The sequence below is a fragment of the Pseudomonas sp. N2-3-1-14 genome, assembly GCF_041228395.1.
In the GTDB taxonomy this organism is placed as follows: domain Bacteria; phylum Pseudomonadota; class Gammaproteobacteria; order Pseudomonadales; family Pseudomonadaceae; genus Aquipseudomonas.
In genome coordinates, this window is record NZ_CP166199.1 from 2,168,397 (window position 1) to 2,188,230 (window position 19,834).

A 19,834-nucleotide genomic window follows, 5' to 3' on the forward strand; every position below is an offset into this window, starting at 1 on the left:
CTATGGACATCCCACAGATCTCTGCGCATTTGCGCGACCATCACTACTGCCATCGCCGCGACTATGGCGCGTTGATCGGCGTTGAGCCCGGGCAGGAGCAGAGCTTTCGTGCCTACTGGGCCAACCTGGTGCGGGACGAGGCATTCAAGGCATACACCCACCGCGAGCGCCGCATCCTGCGCTATCGTTTATTGCCTTCGCGGCAGTTGCAGCTCGACCGCAACACCGCGTTTACGTCGCCGGTCACCTACGCCGTCAATTATCGGCAGGGCGTGAACCATTTGAGCTATTGCGAGGACGGTTTTATCGAGCACCCGCTGATGCAGAAGCTGTTGGCCACCGACCTTGCAGTGATTGCCCCGCACTTGGGCGAGCAGGCGTATACGATCGATATTCACCAGTTCCGCGTTCGCGCGGATGGGCAATCGAGCAGTCCGACGACCTCGGGGATTCACCAGGATGGCCTGGACTGGGTGTTCATGCACTTCATTGGGCAGAGCAACACGGTGCCGGTGGTTTCGGAGGTATTTACCTCGCCGGCCGAGCAAAGCCGGGTGCTCAACCTGGCGATGGAGGCGTTTCTGGAAACCATCGTGATCAACGACCGTGGGCTCTACCATCGCGCCGGTGATGTGCGGCCCCATGCCGATGCGGCGCCGGCCTGGCGCGACGTGCTGCTGGTGAGCCTGCGCGGCGTGCCGACCGACCAAGAGGCGCAACCTGCATGAGCCATGATCCGCAGCTGACCCTGTCGACCCGCAATGCCCGCTTGATCATCTTTGCCCGCGGCGTGTCGGATTTTGGCGCGTTCCTCAACCTGGTGGCGCTGTCCACTTACGTTTACTGGCTCAGCCAGAGCGTAGTGTTTGTCAGTGTGTTTCTGGCGTGCCGCGTCACCGGCGGGATAGTCGCCAGCCTGTTCGGCATTCCGTTTTTTCGGCGTTTTCCCGGACGCAGCACACTGGCCGGGCTGGACCTGGCCAGGGCATTGCTGCTGTTGCCGCTGCTGGTGCTGATACCGGCGTATCAGCTCCACGTGCTGCCCTTTATCGCGTTTGGCATTGGCTTGTGCAACTCGCTGTTTGCCATTGGCCTGAACAGCCAGCTGCCCACCTGGGTCGCGCTTGAGCAGCGGGTGAGCACCAATGCGTGGATCACGTCGGCGGCGGCTACCGGCGCGGTGTTCGGCAGCCTGCTCTCCGGGTTGTTGATTGCCACGGGAGGCTTCGAGGCGGTGTTTGCCGTCAACATTGGCACCTACGTTTTGGCGGCCTGCCTGATCCTGCCGTTGCGCGCGTTGTTCTCGGTCGCCGTTGCCGTGCACCGCGGGCTCGCGGCTGAATGGCGCGAGCTGACCCAAGGCCTGCGCGGCGCGCCCGTGCTGGCGGCGATGTTGCTGATCAGCATGCTCGACACCCTCGGCAGCGCTGCGCATAACGTCGGCTGGCCGGTGTTGTCGCAGTACATTTCGCCGGACACGGCCAAGACCGTCATGGGTTATCTGCTGGCGGTGTGGGCGTGCGGCAAGTTTGTCGGTGCGCGCGTTGCCAGTGCGCTATTGAAGGGCCGTGGCACTCAGGCCATGGAGCGCCTGTTCATGCTGGGCGTGGCGCTGATGTCCAGTGGCTTTATCCTGACCTTCCAGCAAACCGAGCTGTGGCTGGCGCTGCTGTTGGTGGTGTGGGCCGGGCTGGGCGATGGTGTGTCCGAGGTCGCGTTGGTCTCACGCGCGCAAAGCGAACCGGATAGCCTGCGCTTGCCGCTGTTCAGCCTGTTGACGCTGATTCAGATGGCCGGCTTCGGGGTGGGCATGCTGGTGGTGGGGCCGTTCTACCTGACGTGGACGCCGGCCCAGGTGATCGTGTTGTTCCATGGCCTGCCGCTGACCGCGTTGCTGGTCATGACGGTGTGGCTGGGTTACAGCGCCCACCGGAGCGTCAGATCGACAAGCCCTTGAAGTGCTCCTGCAAAAACTCCACGCAGGCTCTTAATTTTCCGGAGTAGGCCAACCGTGTCGGGTACACCGCCCACACGTTGGCACTCTGGGTGCAGTCGTGCAGCACCTGCACCAGCTTGCCTTGTTCCAGCAGTGGCTTCACATCCCACATCGAGCGCAGCAATACGCCGCGCCCATCCAGCGCCCATTGCAACACGATCTCGCCGTTGTTGGAGGACAGCGGCCCGCGTACGCGCACGCTTTCGGCGGCGCCATCGCGCTCCAGGTTCCAGATGCCGAAGGCGTTGTCGCGCTCCTTGAGCACCAGGCAGTCGTGCTGCTCCAGGTCACTCAACTGCTGCGGTGTGCCGCGCCGCTTGAGGTAGGACGGCGCGGCGCACAGCACGCGGCGATTGCTCACCAGACGTCGGCCGATATGCTGGCCGGGGATGTCATCGCCTACGCGAATTTCCAGGTCAAAGCCCTCGCTGACGATATCCACCACGCGGTCAAACAGGTCCAGGCGGATTTCCAGGTCCGGGTATTGCTCGGCCAACAAGGACAGGGCCGGCGCCACATGGTTACGACCAAAGCCGAAGCTGCTGCACAGGTGCAGATGGCCACGCGGGCTGTCGTGGGCGTCAGACAGCTCATCGGCCAGTTGCTGGAAATCTTCGAGGATGCGCACGGCCCAGCGCTGCACCCGTTCACCGTCTTCGGTCAAGGCGATGCGGCGGCTGGTACGGTGCAGCAGGCGCGTGGCCAGGGTGGTTTCGAGGATCTGGATGCGCTTGCTGACGTACGCGGGCGACAGCCCCAGTTCATCGGCGGCGGCGGCAAAGCCGGCCTTGCGGATCACGGTCAGGAACACCCGCAGGTCTTCGGGTAGGGGCACGGTATCTTTCTTATGGGTCATCAGAAACAGACGTGGCGGCATGAGCCGCCAGAATAGCACCGGATCGGCGCGCCTTCCGGCACGCCCAGGCGTTATTGCTTACTCGGCAGCGATCTTCGCCTGTGCCGCCTGGGCCGCCCGCGCATGGCGGCCGCGCTTGAGGGCGATGGGCGCCATTTTTTCGCGATCCAACTCACCTTCCCACGCTGCCACCACCAGGGCTGCGACGGCGTTGCCGATAATATTGGTCAGCGAGCGGCATTCAGCCATGAAGCGGTCAACGCCCAGGATCAGCACCATCGCCGCCACCGGCACCGTCGGCACCACCGCCAGGCTGGCGGCCAATGCCACGAAGCCGGCGCCAACCACGGCACCGGCGCCCTTGGAGGTGAGCATGGCCACCGCCAGCAAGGTCAGTTGTTGTTCCAGCGGCAGGGGTGTATTGGTCGCCTGGGCCAGGAACAGCACGGCCAGGGTCATATAGATGTTGGTGCCGTCGAGGTTGAAGGTGTAGCCGGTAGGCACCACGATGCCCACCACGCCTTTGGAGGCACCCAGGCTTTCAAGTTTCTGGATCAGTTGCGGCAGCGCCGATTCCGACGAGCTGGTGCCGAGTACGATCAACAGCTCCGACTTGATATAGCCCATCAGTTTGAAAATGCTGAAGCCTGCGTAACGCGCGATGCCGCCCAGCACCACTGCGACAAAAAAGAACGCGGTGAGGTAGAAGGTGCCGACCAGCTTCAGCAGCGGCAGCAGCGAGCCCACGCCATACTTGCCGATGGTAAAGGCAATGGCGCCGAAGGCGCCGATCGGGGCGACGCGGCTGATCATGCCGACGATGCGGAAAAACACCTCGCTGGCCTGGTTGATTACACCTACCAGCGGTCGTGCCTTTTCGCCGACCATCACCAGGCCCAGGCCGAATAATACGGAAATAAACAGTACCGGCAGGATCTCGCCCTTGGCGAAAGCGTCGAAAAACGTGCCCGGGATTACGTTCAGCAGAAAACCGGTGACGCCTTCACCGTGCTGCGCCTGGCCGACGAAACCGGCGATGGCCGAACCGTCCAGGGTCTTCACATCGATGTTGAAGCCCACGCCGGGGTGCAGCAGGTGAGCAGAGAGAATGCCGATCAGCAGGGCAATGCTGGAGACGATTTCAAAGTACAACAGCGCCTTGCCGCCGACCCGACCGACCTGTTTCACATCGTGCATGCTGGTGATGCCGGAGACCACCGTGCAGAAGATGATCGGGCCGATGATCATCTTGATCAGCTTGATAAACCCGTCGCCCAAGGGCTTGAGGTCGATGCCGACTTGCGGCCATTGATGGCCGATCAACACACCCAGTGCAATAGCGATGAGCACCTGCACATACAGGGTTCCCAGCAGTTTTTTGATTGTCATTGTTATTATCTCAATCGTTTTTTGGGCAAGCAGAACTCGTCGCAGGCCATCAGCAGCCTGCGAGGCGGGTCTTTCAGGTCACGGTGTTACAGCGTTCAGCGCAGGAAGGTCAGGACCTCGGCCAGTAACAGTTCAGGCACTTCTTCGGCAATGTAATGGCCGGCCGGCAGGGCCTTGCCACGCACATCAGTGGCGACTTTCTGCCACTCCTTGAGCGGCTCGAAACAGCGGCCGACGGTGCCTTCGGCGCCCCACATCACCAGCAAGGGCAGGTTCAGGTGATGGCCGGCGTCGATATCCGCCTGGTCGTGTTCAAGGTCTATACCGGCGGCGGCACGGTAGTCTTCGCAGATGCCGCGCGCAGTGCCCGGCAGTTGCAGGCAGCGCAGGTATTCGGCGAGGGCTTCTTCGGTAAACGGTTTGAGGCCCGCGCTGCGGCTGCCGATGACGCTGCGCAGGTAGAGCTCGGGGTTGGACTCGATGAAGGTTTCCGGGAGCGGCGCCGGGCGTATCAGGAAGAACCAATGCCAGTAGGCGCGGGCAAACGCTTCGTTGGTCTGGGCATACATGGCCAGCGTCGGCGCGATATCCAGCAGCACCATGCGCTGCACGGCGTCGGGATGGTCGAGTGCCAGGCGATGCGCGACGCGGGCGCCTCGGTCGTGGGCGAGTACCGAGAACTGCGCGAAGCCCAGCGCCTGCATCAGTTCGACGCCGTCGCGGGCCATTTCGCGTTTTGAGTAGTGTGTGTGCTGGTCATTGGCCGGCGGCTTGCTGCTGTCGCCATAACCGCGCAGGTCGGCAGCCACCACGGTGAAATGCTCGGCCAGTTGCTCGGCAACTTTGTGCCAGATGACGTGAGTTTGCGGGTGCCCGTGCAGCAGGAGCAGACCGGGACCTGTACCGCCTTTGCGGTAGCTGATGTCCACGCCGTTGACGTGGCATTGGTCTTTTTGGAATCCGGCGAACATGGAATGACTCCTTGTGATGATTGCCTGCATCCTGGAATCACGCGGCGTGCGGGGCAAGGGGGAAAGCGTGGAGGGGTTGTTCATGAAGTGTGTAGGAGCCTCAACCTTTCAAACACTGAGGACTCCTGTGGGAGCTGGCTTGCCTGCGATGCAGACACCTCGGTATGCCTGTCACACCGCGGCGATGCCATCGCAGGCAAGCCAGCTCCCACATTGATCGCATTCCCAGATCAGGGTGCAGTGGTGGGTTCCAGCAACTGGGCGCCCGGCCCGCGCTCGCCGAGCTGGTCATCCTGATTGCGCAGCGGGCACGCCTCCAGCGACAAACACCCACAGCCGATACACCCGCTGAGCTTGTCGCGCAGCAGCAACAATTTGTTGATGCGAGCGTCCAGGTCCTCTCGCCACAGCGCCGACAAGCGTTCCCAGTCTTCAGTGGTGGGCGTGCGCCCATCCGGCAAGGTTTGCAGCGCCTCGCCAATTGTCGCCAGCGGAATGCCCAAGCGTTGGGCGATCTTGATGACCACCACCCGGCGCAGCACATCCCGTGGGTAGCGCCGTTGGTTGCCGGCATTGCGCTGGCTCTTGATCAGTCCCTTGGCCTCATAAAAATGCAGGGCCGTGACCGCCACGCCACTGCGGGCGGCCAACTGGCCGACGGTGAGTGCTTTGTTGAGCATGAAAACTCCGAAACAATGCTTGACCTTGACTTAACTAGAGGTTTTACCCTGCGTGGCATCGAATCGCAAGATTTTGCCTACACCGAAAGGGGAGTGTTCATGCAGGTATCAGAGAAGAATCGCAGCTTCACTCAATTGATCGAATTTCAGATCGAGCCCCGGCAGCAACGCGCGCTGGTGGCGGCCTTGTCCACCCAAAGCGAGCGCCTGGCCCAGGGCCATGGCGGCTTTATCAATGCGAGTGTGCAGGTCAGCGACGACGGCCGGCGGGTGCTCAACTACCTGCAATGGCGCTCGCGCGAGGAGGGCGAGGCAGCCTTCAAATGCTTTGAGCATGGCGAGGAAGATTTCTGGACGCTGATCCGCGCCCACCAGGCCACAGCGGTGACGTTCGACTCGTTCCAGGTACTGCGCAGCTTTGAGCGCAGCCATGACAACGCGTTGCACTGTCGCCTAAATGGATAGGTGCAACATGCGCTCGCCTTGCACGTTTTCACCGGGCCTGCGCTTGTTTACCGCCAGCTCACCGATCTTGATCAGGCGTGTGCGCGTGACGTTGCGGCTCAGGCCCAGCAGGTTGGCGGTGTGCACCTGGTTGTAATGGCTGAAGCGGTAGGCGGCGCGCAATAACGCGTCCTCGACCTTCTCATGCAGGGCGCCGGCCTGTTCCTCGAAGAGCTTTTGAAACGCGCGCGCCAGCAGGGCTTCGGCGCTGTTGTCGGTGCCGTGCTGGCTGTCGTCCTGGCGCTCGATGCGCATGTTCGACAAGCGCAAATCATCGCGCTCGATCACGCCGTTGCGGCAGATCAGCAGGGTGTGGTGAATCACGTTCTCCAGCTCGCGAATATTGCCCGGCCAGCTGTAGCTTTTGAGTTTGTGCTCGGCCTCGCGGCTGATGGTGATCGGGCCGTAACCCAGGCGCTGGCTGTAGGCTTCGATGAAGTGCCGGGTCAGCGGCAGGATGTCGCCGGGGCGCTCGCGCAATGGGCTGAGTTCCAGGCTGACCACGTCGAGGCGGTAGTAGAGGTCTTCGCGGAAATGCCCGGCGTTGATGGCCTTTTCCAGTTGCACGTTGGTGGCGGCCAGTACACGCACATCAATAGGAATGCTCTTGCGTGAGCCCAGGCGCACCACTTCGCGCTCCTGCAACACGCGCAGCAACTTGACCTGGATCGCCATCGGCAAGTCGCCGATCTCATCGAGGAACAAGGTGCCGCCGTCGGCCTCCTCGAACCAGCCGGCCTTGGCGCTGAGGGCGCCGGTAAACGCGCCTTTTTCATGGCCGAACAATTCGGCTTCCACCAGCGACTCGGAGAATGCGCCACAGTTGACCGCCACGAACGGCCGGTTGCGGCGCGCGCTCAGGTTATGGATGTGGCGTGCCACCAGCTCTTTACCGGTGCCGGTCTCGCCGATGATCAGCACGCTCGCTTCGCTGGGTGCCACTTGCTGGATGTGGGCGAGCAGCGCCTGGGATTTGGGGTCTTCGAAGACCTGGGCCGTGGCGCGGATCGAGGTCGCAAGGGCGGGCGAGGGCGGTAAGGTTAAAAGCTGCATGGGCACCTCTCTTAGGAATAGAACGTGGGAATCGGCAGGGACTGGTTCAACGCCCAGTCCCCCAGCTCGTGAAGTTTGTAGTCCACCGGGTCGTGCAAGGTTTGTGTGCGCAGGTTGCGCCAGTGGCGGTCCAGGCGCAGTGAGGCGTGGGTGGAGCGCGCGCCGGTGACTTCAAACAGGCGGCTGCACAGCTCCAGGCCCTGGCGGGTGGCGGCAACCTTGGCGGTGGCAATCGCAATGGCCAGCTGGCCGCGCTCGTGCTCGCTGAGCTTGGCGCCTTTGGCCCAGGCCTGGTCGAGCAGATCGGTGGCGCGCTCGACCAGCAGGCGCACGCCTTCCAGCGCCACCCAGAACTCGCCGTAGTGGTGCAGCACGTAAGGGTCCTGGCGCACGTCGTCGGCCGAGGATTTGTGCCACGAACGGGTTTCGGTCAGGGTGTAATTGCGCGCTTCTTCAAACGCGCCTTCGGCAATCCCGAGAAACATGTGCGTGAACGTCAGTTGCGCGATCAGCGGGCGCAGGCAGGCGAAGGGCGTGCTCAGTGGGCCTGGATCGAGCAGCAGTTCCGATTCTTCGACACGCACCCGTTCAAAGCTGGCGCTGCCGCTGTCGGTCTGGCGCTGGCCGATGTTGTTCCAGTCATTGTGCAAGGTGATGCCGCTGCGCCCGCTGGGGATGGCCGCGATCAACAGCTTGCCGCCGGCACTTTCATCCACCGCCGAGGCGATGAGCATTTCCGAGTCGCTGGCGCCGGAACAGAAACTTTTTTTGCCCGAGAATTCGCGCCAGCCGCCGAAATCCTTGACCACCGTGCGGGTGTCCAGCGGGTTGAGGGCATTGCCCCAGAACCAGTTCTTGCGCGCGGTCTGTTCGAACCAGGGTTGCCATTGGTCCGGGCGTGCAAACAGGCGCACGGTGGCGAGCATCAAGTGGTGGAAGCCAAAGACATGGGCGATGGAGCTGTCGACCTTGGCGAATTCGCGCACGATGCCCAGGGTTTCGCTCCAGCGCGCGCCGAGGCCGCCGTACTGCGTGGGTATGCTCAGGGCCAGCAGGCCGCTGTGGCGCAGGGCGTCACGTTCGGCTTTCGGTGTACCGCCACGCTCGTCGCGCTCGACGGCCGTGAGGGCAAATTCGGCGGCCAGCAGTTTGGCGGTTTGCAGCGGCGATGGCAGGACGCTGTGGGGGTTGGCTGTCACGGGGTTTCCTCAATTGGCTCAGAAGCCGTGCGCTGTAGGTCTGGCAATGCAGCTCAAGTGTGGGCGCTGGCTTGTCGAGTCGTCGCACCGCTGCGATGGCATCAACCGGGGTTCACTGAAACACCGAGTCGCCTGTATCGCGGGCAAGCCGGCTCCCACAGAAAAGCAGTTGCCCTATCAGGCCGATTTCAGCGTGCTCAGGCCTTTGTTTTGGGCAGCACATCATTGGCAATCATTTCGCCAAACGGGCCGGTAAGGTTGGTGATGCCGCGCCGGCGAGGCTGGCGTAGGGTTCCGGCAACAGCGGGAACACCAGCTCAGCAAAACGATAGGCCTCTTCCAGGTGCGGGTAGCCGGAGAAAATAAAGCTCTCGATGCCCAGGTCGGCGTATTCCTTGATGCGCTCGGCGACTTGCTGCGGGTTACCGACCAGTGCCGTACCGGCACCGCCTCGGACCAGGCCGACGCCGGCCCACAGGTTGGGGGCGATTTCCAGGTTGTCGCGGCGCCCATCGTGCAAGGCGGCCATGCGGCGCTGCCCTTCGGAGTCAAAGCGCGAGAAGGATTTTTGCGCGGCCGCGATGGTTTCGTCGCTGATGTGCTCGATCAGTTTGTCGGCGGCTTTCCAGGCGTCTTCTTCGGTTTCGCGCACGATCACGTGCAGGCGAATGCCGAACTTCACGGTGCGGCCGTGGCGTGCGGCGCGTTCACGCACATCCGCGAGTTTTTCCGCGACGGCGGCGGGCGGCTCGCCCCAGGTCAGGTACACGTCCACCTGTTCGGCGGCGAGGTCGTGAGCGGCGTCTGAAGAACCGCCGAAGTACAGCGGCGGATAGGGCTTCTGCACCGGTGGGTAAAGGGCCTTGGCGTTCTGTACGCGCAGGTGTTTGCCTTCGAAATCCACCGATTCGCCCTGCAGCACACGGCGCCAGATCTGCAGGAATTCGTCGGAGACTTCGTAGCGTTCGCTGTGGTCCAGGAAACTGCCGTCGCCGCGGTTTTCGTCGGGGTCGCCGCCAGTCACCACATTGATCAGCAAGCGGCCGTTGGACAGCCGATCCAGCGTGGCGGCCATGCGCGCCGAGACGGTGGGCGAGATGATGCCCGGACGAATCGCCACCAGATAACGCAGGCGTTCGGTCAACGGCACCAGCGCCGAGGCGATGACCCAGGAGTCTTCGCACGAACGGCCGGTAGGAATCAGCACGCCGTAATAGCCCAGGTTGTCAGCCGCTTGCGCCACTTGTTTCAGATAATTGAGGGTGACCGGCCGTGCACCTTGGGTGGTGCCCAGGTAGTGACCGTCACCATGCGTCGGCAGAAACCAGAAAACATCCATGACAAATCCTTAAGCGATTTTCAGCAGAGAGGGGGAGTGCGCGGCAAACAAAGGTGCTGCGCGTTCTGCGGCAAGGCGTATGCGGCCCTTCAAGGGCTCGCTGGTTATTTGGTAGTCGGTGAAGTCGGCTTCGGTGGCGTACACACCGATCGGCAAGGTCAGTGCCTGGAAGAAGCTGAACAGCGGGCGCAACTGATGATCGAGCACCAGCGCGTGACGTTCGCTGCCGCCGGTGGCAGCGAGCAATACCGGCGTGTTGATCAGTGAATTGAGGCCGACCAGATCGAACAAGTGCTTGAGCAGGCCGGGGTAGGAGCCGCGGTACACCGGCGCGGCGACGATCAGCAGGTCGGCCTGTTCGATGGCCAACAGTTGCGATTCAACCTCGGCCGGCAGTTCGTCACGCGACAGAGCACCGCCCAATGGCCGGGCAATGTCGCCCAGTTCGATCAGCGTGGTCTGGATCGGCAGCAACGTCGCCAGCTCGGCCAACACGGCCTGGGTCAGCACCAGGGTGCGCGAGGGGCGCCAGGTTCCGCCGGAGAGGGCAACGACATTCAGGGGACGGGTCATGAACAGTTCCTTTATCAACAGGGGTACATAGCGGGTGCAGTGGAACGTGTTGAGCAAGAGCTGTACCAACGGCTGGAAGCCTTGATTGGCGTGGGCTTCAGGCTCACTGCTGAACAGTGAAGCTGTTGGCTGACTGGTGTTTTGTTGAATAGCTGTTGCTGGTGCAACAGTTGCGTGGCGAACAGTGTTGATTCGATATGGGGCTATTTATAGAGGGTTAGGTTTATTCCGTAAATGAACGTATTTCCATATTTATAGATCTTAAATGAATATGCATGGCTGGCTATCGCAGGTGTCTGAACGGTTGATAGCGACTATCACGGCGGGTGATTTTTCACCGTGCAGGGGCGGGAGTAGCCTGTGTTCATTGACTCGAAACCTCCTTCGCAGGGCCTCCACCATGAACCATTTTCTGGCTGTTTCCTTACTCGTTGTCAGCGCCGTCCTTGCTGGCTGTGCGACTCATCCATCACCTGAATCACGCCCTTACACGGCTGAAGAAACCAAGCAATTGGCCCTGGAAGCGCTGAGCCGTCGCGGCTTGTCGTTTGATGAATACCAACAGCAGCGCGCCGCACTGACCGCCCAGCCACAGAAGCCGTTCGGCTTTGATCACCAAGGCGAAATGAACGCCGAACGCAGCGTGGTGCTGCATGGTCGTCCCAGTTGAGCCGGCGCTCAGCAGCAAAAAGCCCGAGGATTCCCCTAAGGAACCTCGGGCTTTTTGTTTGCCATTGGGCTACTTCAGCCTGTTAAGCTGAATTTCAGGAGCGTTCCTACGCACATTTGCATAAAGTTGTTCTTCTTTAATGGCATTCGATCGGTTAAACCTGACGACCTCTGTTCCGGTTGATGCCCCTGAGACGTTGCTCTCGGGAATACGCTCTGCGAGTCTTAAACGTCATGAATAAACGTCCGTTGTATTTCGACTACGCCGCCACCACGCCGGTGGATGAGCGGGTCATCCAGGTGATGGTCGAGTGTCTGGGCTTCAATGCCAATTTCGGTAACCCTGCGTCCAGTTCCCATGCGTACGGCCAGGCGGCCCGGCAAACGGTTGAACAGGCGCGGCGCCAGGTCGCCGAGCTGGTCGGTGCCAGCCCTGAGCAGATCGTCTGGACCTCCGGTGCGACTGAATCCAACAACCTCGCGATCAAAGGCGTGTCCCAGGCGCGCGGCGTCGCGGGCGGGCACATCATTACCAGCCAGATCGAACACAAGGCCACGCTGGACACCGCGCGGCAGCTGCAGGAAGCCGGGGTGGCCGTCACTTATCTGGTGCCGGACGCCGACGGGCTGATCAGCGCCACCGCGGTGAGTGAAGCGTTACGTGACGACACCTTTCTGGTGTCGCTGATGCTGGTCAATAACGAATTGGGCACCTTGAACGACATCCCTGCCATCGGCGCACGGGTGCGTGAGCACGGCGCGCTGTTGCATGTGGATGCCGCGCAAGGTGCCGGCAAAGTCGCGATCGACCTGGCTGAATGGCCGGTGGATTTGATGTCGTTTTCTGCGCACAAGCTGTACGGCCCCAAGGGCATCGGCGCGTTGTATGTGGGCCCGCGAGCGCAGCAAAAGGTGTTGGCGCAGATTCACGGCGGTGGTCACGAAGGCGGCCTGCGCTCCGGCACCCTGGCGACACATCAGATTGCGGGCATGGGCACCGCGTTTGCCTTGGCGGCGCAGTCCTTTGCTGAGGAAAAGGCCAGCATCGTCGCCTTGCGTCAGCGTCTGCTCGACCAGTTGGAAACAGTGGCGGGCGTGCGCCTCAACGGCAGCGCCACACAGCGCATTCCCCATACGCTCAGCCTGACGTTCAGTGAAGGTGAGTTCAATTCCGCCGCACTCAGTGCCGGCATGGCGTTCTCGGCGACCTCGGCGTGTAATTCCGCGAGCAACGCGCCGTCCCACGTGCTTCTGGCCCTGGGCCATGACGCGCGCAGCGCTGGTCGTACCATTCGCCTGAGCCTGGGCCGGTTTACCACCGAACAGGACATCGATCAGGCCGTGCAGTTGATCAAAGCCGCACTCGGCAGTGCCCCGGCGTTCTGGGCGGTCTGATTTTTCATTCGCAACACATAACAATTATTAGTGGTTAGCAGGAGACACAATGAGTACGCAGCCTTTGACCCATGGAACGGTTCCCCAGCGCCTGGCGCACACCCGTGAACTGATGCGCCGCGAGGGCATCCACGCCCTGTTGGTACCGTCGGCCGACCCGCACTTGTCCGAGTACTTGCCGGGTTACTGGCAGGGGCGGCAATGGCTGTCGGGGTTTCATGGTTCGGTGGGCACGCTGATTGTCACTGCAGATTTCGCCGGTGTCTGGGCCGATAGCCGTTACTGGGAACAGGCGACCAAGGAACTCAAGGGCAGCGGCATCGAGCTGGTGAAGTTGCAGCCCGGCCAGCCGGGCCCGCTGGAATGGCTGGCCGAGCAAACCCCCGAAGGCGGCGTGGTGGCGGTGGATGGCGCGGTCATGGCCGTGGCCTCGGCGCGTACCCTGGGCGGCAAGCTGGCAGAGCGCGGCGCGCGCCTGCGTACCGATATCGATGTGCTCAACGAAGTCTGGCAGGACCGCCCGGCATTGCCGAACCAGCCGATCTATCAACACCTGCCGCCGCAGGCGACAGTCAGCCGCGGCGAGAAGCTCGCCGCGCTGCGTGCCAGCCTGAAAGAGAAGGGTGCCGACTGGCACTTCATCGCCACCCTGGATGACATCGCCTGGCTGTTCAACCTGCGTGGCGGCGATGTGTCGTTCAACCCGGTGTTTGTGTCGTTTGCCTTGATCAATCAGCAGCAGGCCACCTTGTTTGTGGCGCTGAGCAAGGTCGATGCCGAGTTACGCGCGGTGCTGGAGCACGAGGGTGTGACCCTGCGCGACTACAGCGAAGTGGCGGATGCGCTGCGGGCTGTGCCGTCGGGCGCGAGCTTGCATGTTGACCCGGCGCGGGTGACGGCCGGTTTGCTGGAAAACCTCGATGCCGGCGTCAAGCTGGTCGAAGGGCTGAACCCGACCACGCTGGCCAAGTCGCGCAAGAGCCTGGCCGACGCCGAGCATATCCGCCAAGCCATGGAGCAGGACGGTGCGGCGTTGTGCGAATTCTTCGCCTGGCTGGACAGTGCGCTGGGCCGTGAGCGCATTACCGAACTGACTATTGATGAACACCTGACGGCCGCGCGTACCCGTCGCCCCGGTTATGTGTCGTTGAGTTTCAACACCATCGCGGCCTTCAACGCCAATGGCGCGATGCCGCACTACCACGCCACTGAAGAAGAACACGCGCTGATCGAAGGCGATGGCTTGCTGCTGATCGATTCGGGCGGCCAGTACCTGGGCGGCACCACGGACATCACGCGGATGGTGCCGATCGGCACGCCGAGCGAAGAGCAGAAGCGTGACTGCACGCGAGTGCTCAAGGGCGTGATTGCCTTGTCGCGTGCGCAGTTTCCCAAGGGCATTCTGTCGCCGCTGCTGGACGCCATTGCGCGTGCGCCGATCTGGGCCGAAGGCGTGGACTACGGCCACGGCACGGGTCACGGTGTAGGCTATTTCCTGAATGTGCATGAGGGCCCGCAAGTGATTGCCTACCAGGCCGCCACTGCACCGCAAACGGCGATGCAGCCTGGGATGATTACCTCGATTGAGCCGGGCACTTATCGCCCAGGCCGTTGGGGCGTGCGCATCGAGAACCTGGTGTTGAACCGTGAAGCGGGCAAGACCGAGTTCGGTGAGTTTCTCAAGTTCGAAACCCTGACCCTGTGCCCGATCGACACCCGTTGCCTGGTGCCGTCGCTGCTGACGGCGGACGAGCGCGAGTGGTTCAACGCCTACCACGCCGAGGTGCGCGAGCGGCTTAGCCCGCTGCTCAGCGGCGCTGCGCTGGAATGGTTGCAGGTGCGTACAGCGGCGATTTGATCGGTTACAGTTCGGGCTCCTGGGCCAGGGCCTCGGCCATATAGTCGACGAACGCCTTGACCCGGGCCGACTGGCGGCGATTGGGCGCCGAGACCGCGTAGATGGGCAGTGACGGCGGGGTGTAGTCCTGCAACACCGATACTGGCCGACGCGGCCAGGTTGATCGATGCGGGCAAGCTCAAGCCGATCATGGACCCGCATCAATTCGACCTGCAGACGGCAAACGCCGCTTACGATTTGCTCGCAAGCGGCGCTTAGGGGCGATTGGCGATAGCGATTAGCTGAGGGCTTCGCGCACAAATTCCAGACGGTCCTGACCGAAGAACAGCTGGTTGCCTACAAACATGCTGGGCGCGCCAAACACGCCGCGCTGAACGGCCTGTTCCGTGTTGTCCTTGAGGGCGGCTTTCACGCTTTCGTCATTGGCCAGGGCCAGCACTTCTTCCGGGTTGAAACCGGCTTCGGTCAACACCGCGGCCACGACAGCGGGATCGCTCATATTCCGACCTTCGACCCAGAGGGCGTGGAACAGGCAGTCGATGAAGCCTTGGAAGCGCTCGGGCTGGTGACGCTGCATGCCGGTCACTGCGCGCATCAGCATCAGGGTATTGATGGGGAAGTGCGGGTTGAACTTGAGCGTCACGTTGTAGCGTTGGGCATACCGCGCCAGGTCATTAAACATGTAACGGCCCTTGGCCGGGACGCTGATGGGGGATGCATTGCCAGTGGCTTTGAACACGCCTCCGAGCAACATCGGCTGGTACACCAGGGTCGCGCCGGTTGCGGCGCACAGGGCAGGCAGTTGGGTGTAGGCCAGGTACGTGGCGGGACTGCCTAGGTCAAAGAAGAATTCCAGGGTTTTACTCATGGTCGATGCTCGCTGCTTATTGTTGTGGAGGCGTGCTTACCAGGGTTCATTCCAGGGGCGCAGGTCCAGTTCGAAGGTCCAGGCGTCGCGTGGTTGGCTGTGCAGGTACCAATAGTTGTCGGCGATGTGTTCGGGGTTGAGGATGCCGTCCTGATCCTTCAGGGCGTATTTTTGCGGGAAGTTGTCGCGAATGAAGTCGGTGTCGATGGCGCCGTCGACCACTACGTGGGCCACATGGATGTTCCTGGGGCCCAGCTCTCGCGCCATGCTTTGTGCGAGTGCGCGGATGCCGTGCTTGGCGCCGGCAAACGCAGCGAAACCCGCGGCGCCGCGCAAGCCTGCGGTAGCGCCGGTGAACAGGATGGTGCCGCGGTTGCGGGTGACCATGCGCTTGGCCACTTCGCGTGCATTCAGGAAGCCGGAGAAGCAGGCCATCTCCCAGATCTTGAAGTACTTGCGCGCGGTTTCTTCAAGGATGCTGCAAGGCACGTTGGCGCCGATATTGAAGACGAACGCTTCGATCGGGCCCAACTCGCTTTCGATCTGTTCGATCAGCGCGATGACCTCGTCTTCCTTGCGTGCATCACAGGCAAAGCCGTGGGCTTGGCCACCGGCCGCCTGGATGCTGTCGACCAAGGGCTGCAGTTTGTCTGCGCTGCGGCGGGTGACGCAGGCCACGTAGCCTTCGCGCGCGAAGCGCTTGGCAATGGCGCCGCCGGTGGCATCACCGGCACCCACTACCAATACGATTTTGTTGTTTTCTGTCATGGGAACTCCGTTGCTCGATAGTCGAGCAGGAGTGTAGCCGCAGCGTCGCAAAGGGCCGGGTCGAGATCAGATTTTCAGAAAAGAGGAGCAGTCGGATGAAGACTGCTCGGGTGCTCACTTACAGATGACGATCATGCTGCGACTGGTGTAGCCGGCAGGGTTGAGGCCGAAGGGGTAGTCTCCAGGCTCCTCGGAGTTGTCACCGGACTTGGCGATAACCCGGTAGCCCTTGGCACCGCATGAATTGGCTGCGCTGGTGTAGCACTGGTCCCAGGAGGAGGACAGCCCCGAACAGTTGATATGCAGCCCTTTTTTGCCCCGTTTCACTTCTGTCTTGGTGGTCGCAGCACAGCCCGCAATGCCCACGACCATGAACAGTATCAATATTCTTTTCATCACTATCCTTAATAGCCGCTTCGCAAAAAGGCTCGATGCAGGCTTCACTCGCTCTCGATTGTAGCGTTCAGCTGTCCTTGTCGAAATTCTCCATGAAAGACATTCATTTACGGCCTAAACATGGCCTAAATAAGCGGCAAATACCAGAGCTACCTTAGATAGCGATCAATCGGCCGGCACCAGCGGTTTGGATTCATTGCGCATCGTCAGCGTAGCGCCTACAGAGGCCAGGATAATGCAGGTGATGGCCAGCCACTGTGCCAGCGACAAGTGCTCTTGCAGGAAGAACAGCCCGGAAAGCGCGCCGAATGCAGGCTCGATGCTCATCAGGGTGCCGAAGGTGCGGGCAGGAAGGCGGGTGAGTGCGACCATTTCCAGGGTATAGGGCAGGGCCGTGGACAAGATGGCGACAGCCAGGGCGACGGGGATCAGTGCTGGGGTCAGCAGCGCGGCGCCTGCGTGGACGATGCCAATCGGCGCGACAAACAAGGCAGCAATCATTACGCCGAGTGCTGCGGTCTGGACGCCATTGTCGTTGCCGGCTTTTTGGCCAAACAGAATGTAGAGCGCCCAGCAGATACCCGCGCCGAGGGCATAGGCTGCGCCCGTCAGATCGATACCGCTGCTGGCTTCGCCTATGGGTATGAGCAGTAGAAGGCCGGCGATCGCGAGGCCGATCCATAGAAAGTCCACCGCCCGGCGCGAAGCGTAGATCGCAACGGCGAGCGGGCCTGTGAATTCCAGCGCTACTGCGATGCCCAGGGGCACTGTGCGCAAGGACATATAGAAGAGGAAATTCATGCCACCCAGTGCCATGCCATAAATGACGACGGTACGCAGGGACTTGGCCGTGAGCTGGGCGCGCCATGGGCGTAATAGAAGCAGCATGATCACACTGGCAAATATCAGCCGCAGGGTGGTCGTGCCCTGGGCGCCGACAATGGGAAACATGCTTTTGGCCAGCGAGGCGCCGGACTGGATGGACGCCATGGCTATTAATAGCAGGCCGACCGGGAACAGTGCCGATGCCAGGCTGCGGGGTGGGGTGGTCATTGGGGGTGTTTGTCCAAAGTCGTGGTGGAGAGGCAGGGGGCATATGATGCTCAACTGGTGAGCTTTGAGCAATATATTGCTCAGTTGCTGGATTTTGGCCCTCTATATAAAAGGTGTCGTTAGGTTTTCGGGGAGTTTGATAGAAAATCCAAATTAAGGGTTGACGGCAGATTCTGGAAGTCTATAATTCGCCCCACTTCCGGCGCAGTCGAAACGGAAAACTCCTTGGTAAACAAAGAGTTACGCGAGATTCGACAGCGAGTTGCTTCAGTTCATCGAAGCCCAGAAGGAGTTGGTAGGGCAGTGTTGTTTGGCTCTATTAACGTTTCGATCCTCTCGGTCGAAAGCAGAAAAAGAGGTGTTGACAGCAGCGTGTAACGCTGTAGAATTCGCCTCCCGCTAACGAGAGATCGGAAGCGCAAGTGGTTGAAGTTGTTGAAGAAATCTTCGAAAACTTCTGAAAATAATCACTTGACAGCAAATGAGGCTGCTGTAGAATGCGCGCCTCGGTTGAGACGAAAGATCTTAACCAACCGCTCTTTAACAACTGAATCAAGCAATTCGTGTGGGTGCTTGTGGAGTCAGACTGATAGTCAACAAGATTATCAGCATCACAAGTTACTCCGCGAGAAATCAAAGATGTAACCAACGATTGCTGAGCCAAGTTTAGGGTTTCTTAAAAACCCAAAGATGTTTGAACTGAAGAGTTTGATCATGGCTCAGATTGAACGCTGGCGGCAGGCCTAACACATGCAAGTCGAGCGGTAGAGAGAAGCTTGCTTCTCTTGAGAGCGGCGGACGGGTGAGTAATGCCTAGGAATCTGCCTGGTAGTGGGGGATAACGTTCGGAAACGGACGCTAATACCGCATACGTCCTACGGGAGAAAGCAGGGGACCTTCGGGCCTTGCGCTATCAGATGAGCCTAGGTCGGATTAGCTAGTTGGTGAGGTAATGGCTCACCAAGGCGACGATCCGTAACTGGTCTGAGAGGATGATCAGTCACACTGGAACTGAGACACGGTCCAGACTCCTACGGGAGGCAGCAGTGGGGAATATTGGACAATGGGCGAAAGCCTGATCCAGCCATGCCGCGTGTGTGAAGAAGGTCTTCGGATTGTAAAGCACTTTAAGTTGGGAGGAAGGGCATTAACCTAATACGTTAGTGTTTTGACGTTACCGACAGAATAAGCACCGGCTAACTCTGTGCCAGCAGCCGCGGTAATACAGAGGGTGCAAGCGTTAATCGGAATTACTGGGCGTAAAGCGCGCGTAGGTGGTTTGTTAAGTTGGATGTGAAATCCCCGGGCTCAACCTGGGAACTGCATTCAAAACTGACTGACTAGAGTATGGTAGAGGGTGGTGGAATTTCCTGTGTAGCGGTGAAATGCGTAGATATAGGAAGGAACACCAGTGGCGAAGGCGACCACCTGGACTAATACTGACACTGAGGTGCGAAAGCGTGGGGAGCAAACAGGATTAGATACCCTGGTAGTCCACGCCGTAAACGATGTCAACTAGCCGTTGGAAGCCTTGAGCTTTTAGTGGCGCAGCTAACGCATTAAGTTGACCGCCTGGGGAGTACGGCCGCAAGGTTAAAACTCAAATGAATTGACGGGGGCCCGCACAAGCGGTGGAGCATGTGGTTTAATTCGAAGCAACGCGAAGAACCTTACCAGGCCTTGACATCCAATGAACTTTCTAGAGATAGATTGGTGCCTTCGGGAACATTGAGACAGGTGCTGCATGGCTGTCGTCAGCTCGTGTCGTGAGATGTTGGGTTAAGTCCCGTAACGAGCGCAACCCTTGTCCTTAGTTACCAGCACGTAATGGTGGGCACTCTAAGGAGACTGCCGGTGACAAACCGGAGGAAGGTGGGGATGACGTCAAGTCATCATGGCCCTTACGGCCTGGGCTACACACGTGCTACAATGGTCGGTACAGAGGGTTGCCAAGCCGCGAGGTGGAGCTAATCCCATAAAACCGATCGTAGTCCGGATCGCAGTCTGCAACTCGACTGCGTGAAGTCGGAATCGCTAGTAATCGCGAATCAGAATGTCGCGGTGAATACGTTCCCGGGCCTTGTACACACCGCCCGTCACACCATGGGAGTGGGTTGCACCAGAAGTAGCTAGTCTAACCTTCGGGAGGACGGTTACCACGGTGTGATTCATGACTGGGGTGAAGTCGTAACAAGGTAGCCGTAGGGGAACCTGCGGCTGGATCACCTCCTTAATCGACGACATCAGCTGCTCCATAAGTTCCCACA

The 19,834-nt window shown here is 60.6% G+C and carries 17 protein-coding genes, 1 rRNA gene and 2 pseudogenes; 7 read left to right on the plus strand and 13 right to left on the minus strand.

What is annotated here, in order from left to right:
• The first annotated feature begins 2 nt into the window (after nt 1-2).
• Together AB5I78_RS10150 and AB5I78_RS10155 are read left to right on the plus strand one after the other, a co-directional pair.
• Entirely contained in the window at nt 3-728 is a 726-nt protein-coding gene (locus tag AB5I78_RS10150; protein ID WP_369302620.1) for a 2OG-Fe dioxygenase family protein, read from the plus strand.
• On the plus strand, nt 725-1,957 hold the full coding sequence (locus AB5I78_RS10155) for an MFS transporter (RefSeq protein WP_369302619.1): 1,233 nt from the start codon (nt 725-727) through the stop codon (nt 1,955-1,957). Before AB5I78_RS10150 ends, AB5I78_RS10155 begins: the two co-directional genes overlap by 4 nt.
• On the opposite strand, the gene AB5I78_RS10160 is transcribed toward AB5I78_RS10155, so the two are convergent.
• From AB5I78_RS10160 to soxR, 4 genes are all read right to left on the minus strand, one after another.
• Nucleotides 1,938-2,852 (minus strand): LysR substrate-binding domain-containing protein, encoded by a 915-nt coding sequence (locus AB5I78_RS10160; RefSeq protein WP_218570672.1) that lies wholly within the window; start codon nt 2,850-2,852, stop codon nt 1,938-1,940. The genes AB5I78_RS10155 and AB5I78_RS10160 overlap by 20 nt on opposite strands.
• 78 nt (nt 2,853-2,930) lie before the next feature.
• Nucleotides 2,931-4,241, minus strand: a complete 1,311-nt coding sequence (locus AB5I78_RS10165) for a dicarboxylate/amino acid:cation symporter (protein WP_242193574.1) — start codon at nt 4,239-4,241, stop codon at nt 2,931-2,933.
• A gap of 95 nt (nt 4,242-4,336) precedes the next feature.
• A complete protein-coding gene (locus AB5I78_RS10170; RefSeq protein ID WP_369302618.1) occupies nt 4,337-5,212 on the minus strand; it encodes an alpha/beta fold hydrolase in 876 nt (291 codons plus the stop codon).
• 230 nt (nt 5,213-5,442) lie between these two features.
• Entirely contained in the window at nt 5,443-5,892 is a 450-nt protein-coding gene (gene soxR / locus AB5I78_RS10175) for a redox-sensitive transcriptional activator SoxR (RefSeq protein WP_369302617.1), read from the minus strand.
• A 99-nt stretch (nt 5,893-5,991) separates the two neighbouring features.
• Between soxR and AB5I78_RS10180 the strand changes: the two genes are divergently transcribed.
• Nucleotides 5,992-6,357: an antibiotic biosynthesis monooxygenase gene (locus AB5I78_RS10180; protein WP_145165932.1), complete on the plus strand. Its 366-nt coding sequence runs from the start codon at nt 5,992-5,994 to the stop codon at nt 6,355-6,357.
• Here the strand turns inward: AB5I78_RS10180 and AB5I78_RS10185 are convergent.
• From AB5I78_RS10185 to msuE, 4 genes and pseudogenes are all read right to left on the minus strand, one after another.
• Entirely contained in the window at nt 6,346-7,449 is a 1,104-nt protein-coding gene (locus AB5I78_RS10185) for a sigma-54-dependent Fis family transcriptional regulator (RefSeq protein WP_159955198.1), read from the minus strand. The genes AB5I78_RS10180 and AB5I78_RS10185 overlap by 12 nt on opposite strands.
• Before the next feature lie 11 nt (nt 7,450-7,460).
• Nucleotides 7,461-8,648 carry an acyl-CoA dehydrogenase family protein gene (locus AB5I78_RS10190; protein WP_369302616.1) on the minus strand — a complete coding sequence of 396 codons (1,188 nt, stop codon included), beginning with the start codon at nt 8,646-8,648 and terminating at the stop codon, nt 7,461-7,463.
• 197 nt (nt 8,649-8,845) lie between these two features.
• Nucleotides 8,846-9,987: pseudogene (ssuD, locus tag AB5I78_RS10195) on the minus strand (FMNH2-dependent alkanesulfonate monooxygenase).
• A 9-nt stretch (nt 9,988-9,996) separates the two neighbouring features.
• Nucleotides 9,997-10,560, minus strand: a complete 564-nt coding sequence (msuE, locus tag AB5I78_RS10200) for an FMN reductase (RefSeq protein ID WP_106580598.1) — start codon at nt 10,558-10,560, stop codon at nt 9,997-9,999.
• A gap of 400 nt (nt 10,561-10,960) precedes the next feature.
• On the opposite strand from msuE, the gene AB5I78_RS10205 reads away from it, so the two are divergent.
• From AB5I78_RS10205 to AB5I78_RS10215, 3 genes are all read left to right on the plus strand, one after another.
• Nucleotides 10,961-11,230 carry a hypothetical protein gene (locus AB5I78_RS10205; protein ID WP_145165928.1) on the plus strand — a complete coding sequence of 90 codons (270 nt, stop codon included), beginning with the start codon at nt 10,961-10,963 and terminating at the stop codon, nt 11,228-11,230.
• A gap of 233 nt (nt 11,231-11,463) precedes the next feature.
• Nucleotides 11,464-12,624 (plus strand): cysteine desulfurase family protein, encoded by a 1,161-nt coding sequence (locus tag AB5I78_RS10210; protein ID WP_369302615.1) that lies wholly within the window; start codon nt 11,464-11,466, stop codon nt 12,622-12,624.
• Between the two features lie 49 nt (nt 12,625-12,673).
• Nucleotides 12,674-14,482 (plus strand): aminopeptidase P family protein, encoded by a 1,809-nt coding sequence (locus AB5I78_RS10215; RefSeq protein WP_369302614.1) that lies wholly within the window; start codon nt 12,674-12,676, stop codon nt 14,480-14,482.
• A 4-nt stretch (nt 14,483-14,486) separates the two neighbouring features.
• On the opposite strand, the pseudogene AB5I78_RS10220 reads toward AB5I78_RS10215, so the two are convergent.
• The 5 genes and pseudogenes from AB5I78_RS10220 to rhtA form a co-directional block, all read right to left on the minus strand.
• Nucleotides 14,487-14,630: pseudogene (locus tag AB5I78_RS10220) on the minus strand (LysR family transcriptional regulator); the annotation flags it as partial.
• 129 nt (nt 14,631-14,759) lie between these two features.
• Nucleotides 14,760-15,350, minus strand: coding sequence for a 2-hydroxychromene-2-carboxylate isomerase (locus tag AB5I78_RS10225; RefSeq protein ID WP_369302613.1), 591 nt, complete (start codon nt 15,348-15,350; stop codon nt 14,760-14,762).
• 36 nt (nt 15,351-15,386) lie between these two features.
• Nucleotides 15,387-16,118, minus strand: a complete 732-nt coding sequence (locus AB5I78_RS10230; RefSeq protein WP_145165924.1) for an SDR family oxidoreductase — start codon at nt 16,116-16,118, stop codon at nt 15,387-15,389.
• Between the two features lie 114 nt (nt 16,119-16,232).
• Nucleotides 16,233-16,514: a hypothetical protein gene (locus tag AB5I78_RS10235; RefSeq protein ID WP_145165923.1), complete on the minus strand. Its 282-nt coding sequence runs from the start codon at nt 16,512-16,514 to the stop codon at nt 16,233-16,235.
• A 165-nt stretch (nt 16,515-16,679) separates the two neighbouring features.
• The gene (rhtA, locus tag AB5I78_RS10240; protein ID WP_369302612.1) at nt 16,680-17,567 is read right to left on the minus strand and encodes a threonine/homoserine exporter RhtA; all 888 of its coding nucleotides are present in this window, start codon (nt 17,565-17,567) and stop codon (nt 16,680-16,682) included.
• Nucleotides 17,568-18,263: 696 nt separating this feature from the next.
• On the opposite strand from rhtA, the gene AB5I78_RS10245 reads away from it, so the two are divergent.
• A 16S ribosomal RNA gene (locus AB5I78_RS10245) occupies nt 18,264-19,800 on the plus strand.
• Nucleotides 19,801-19,834 lie beyond the last annotated feature (34 nt).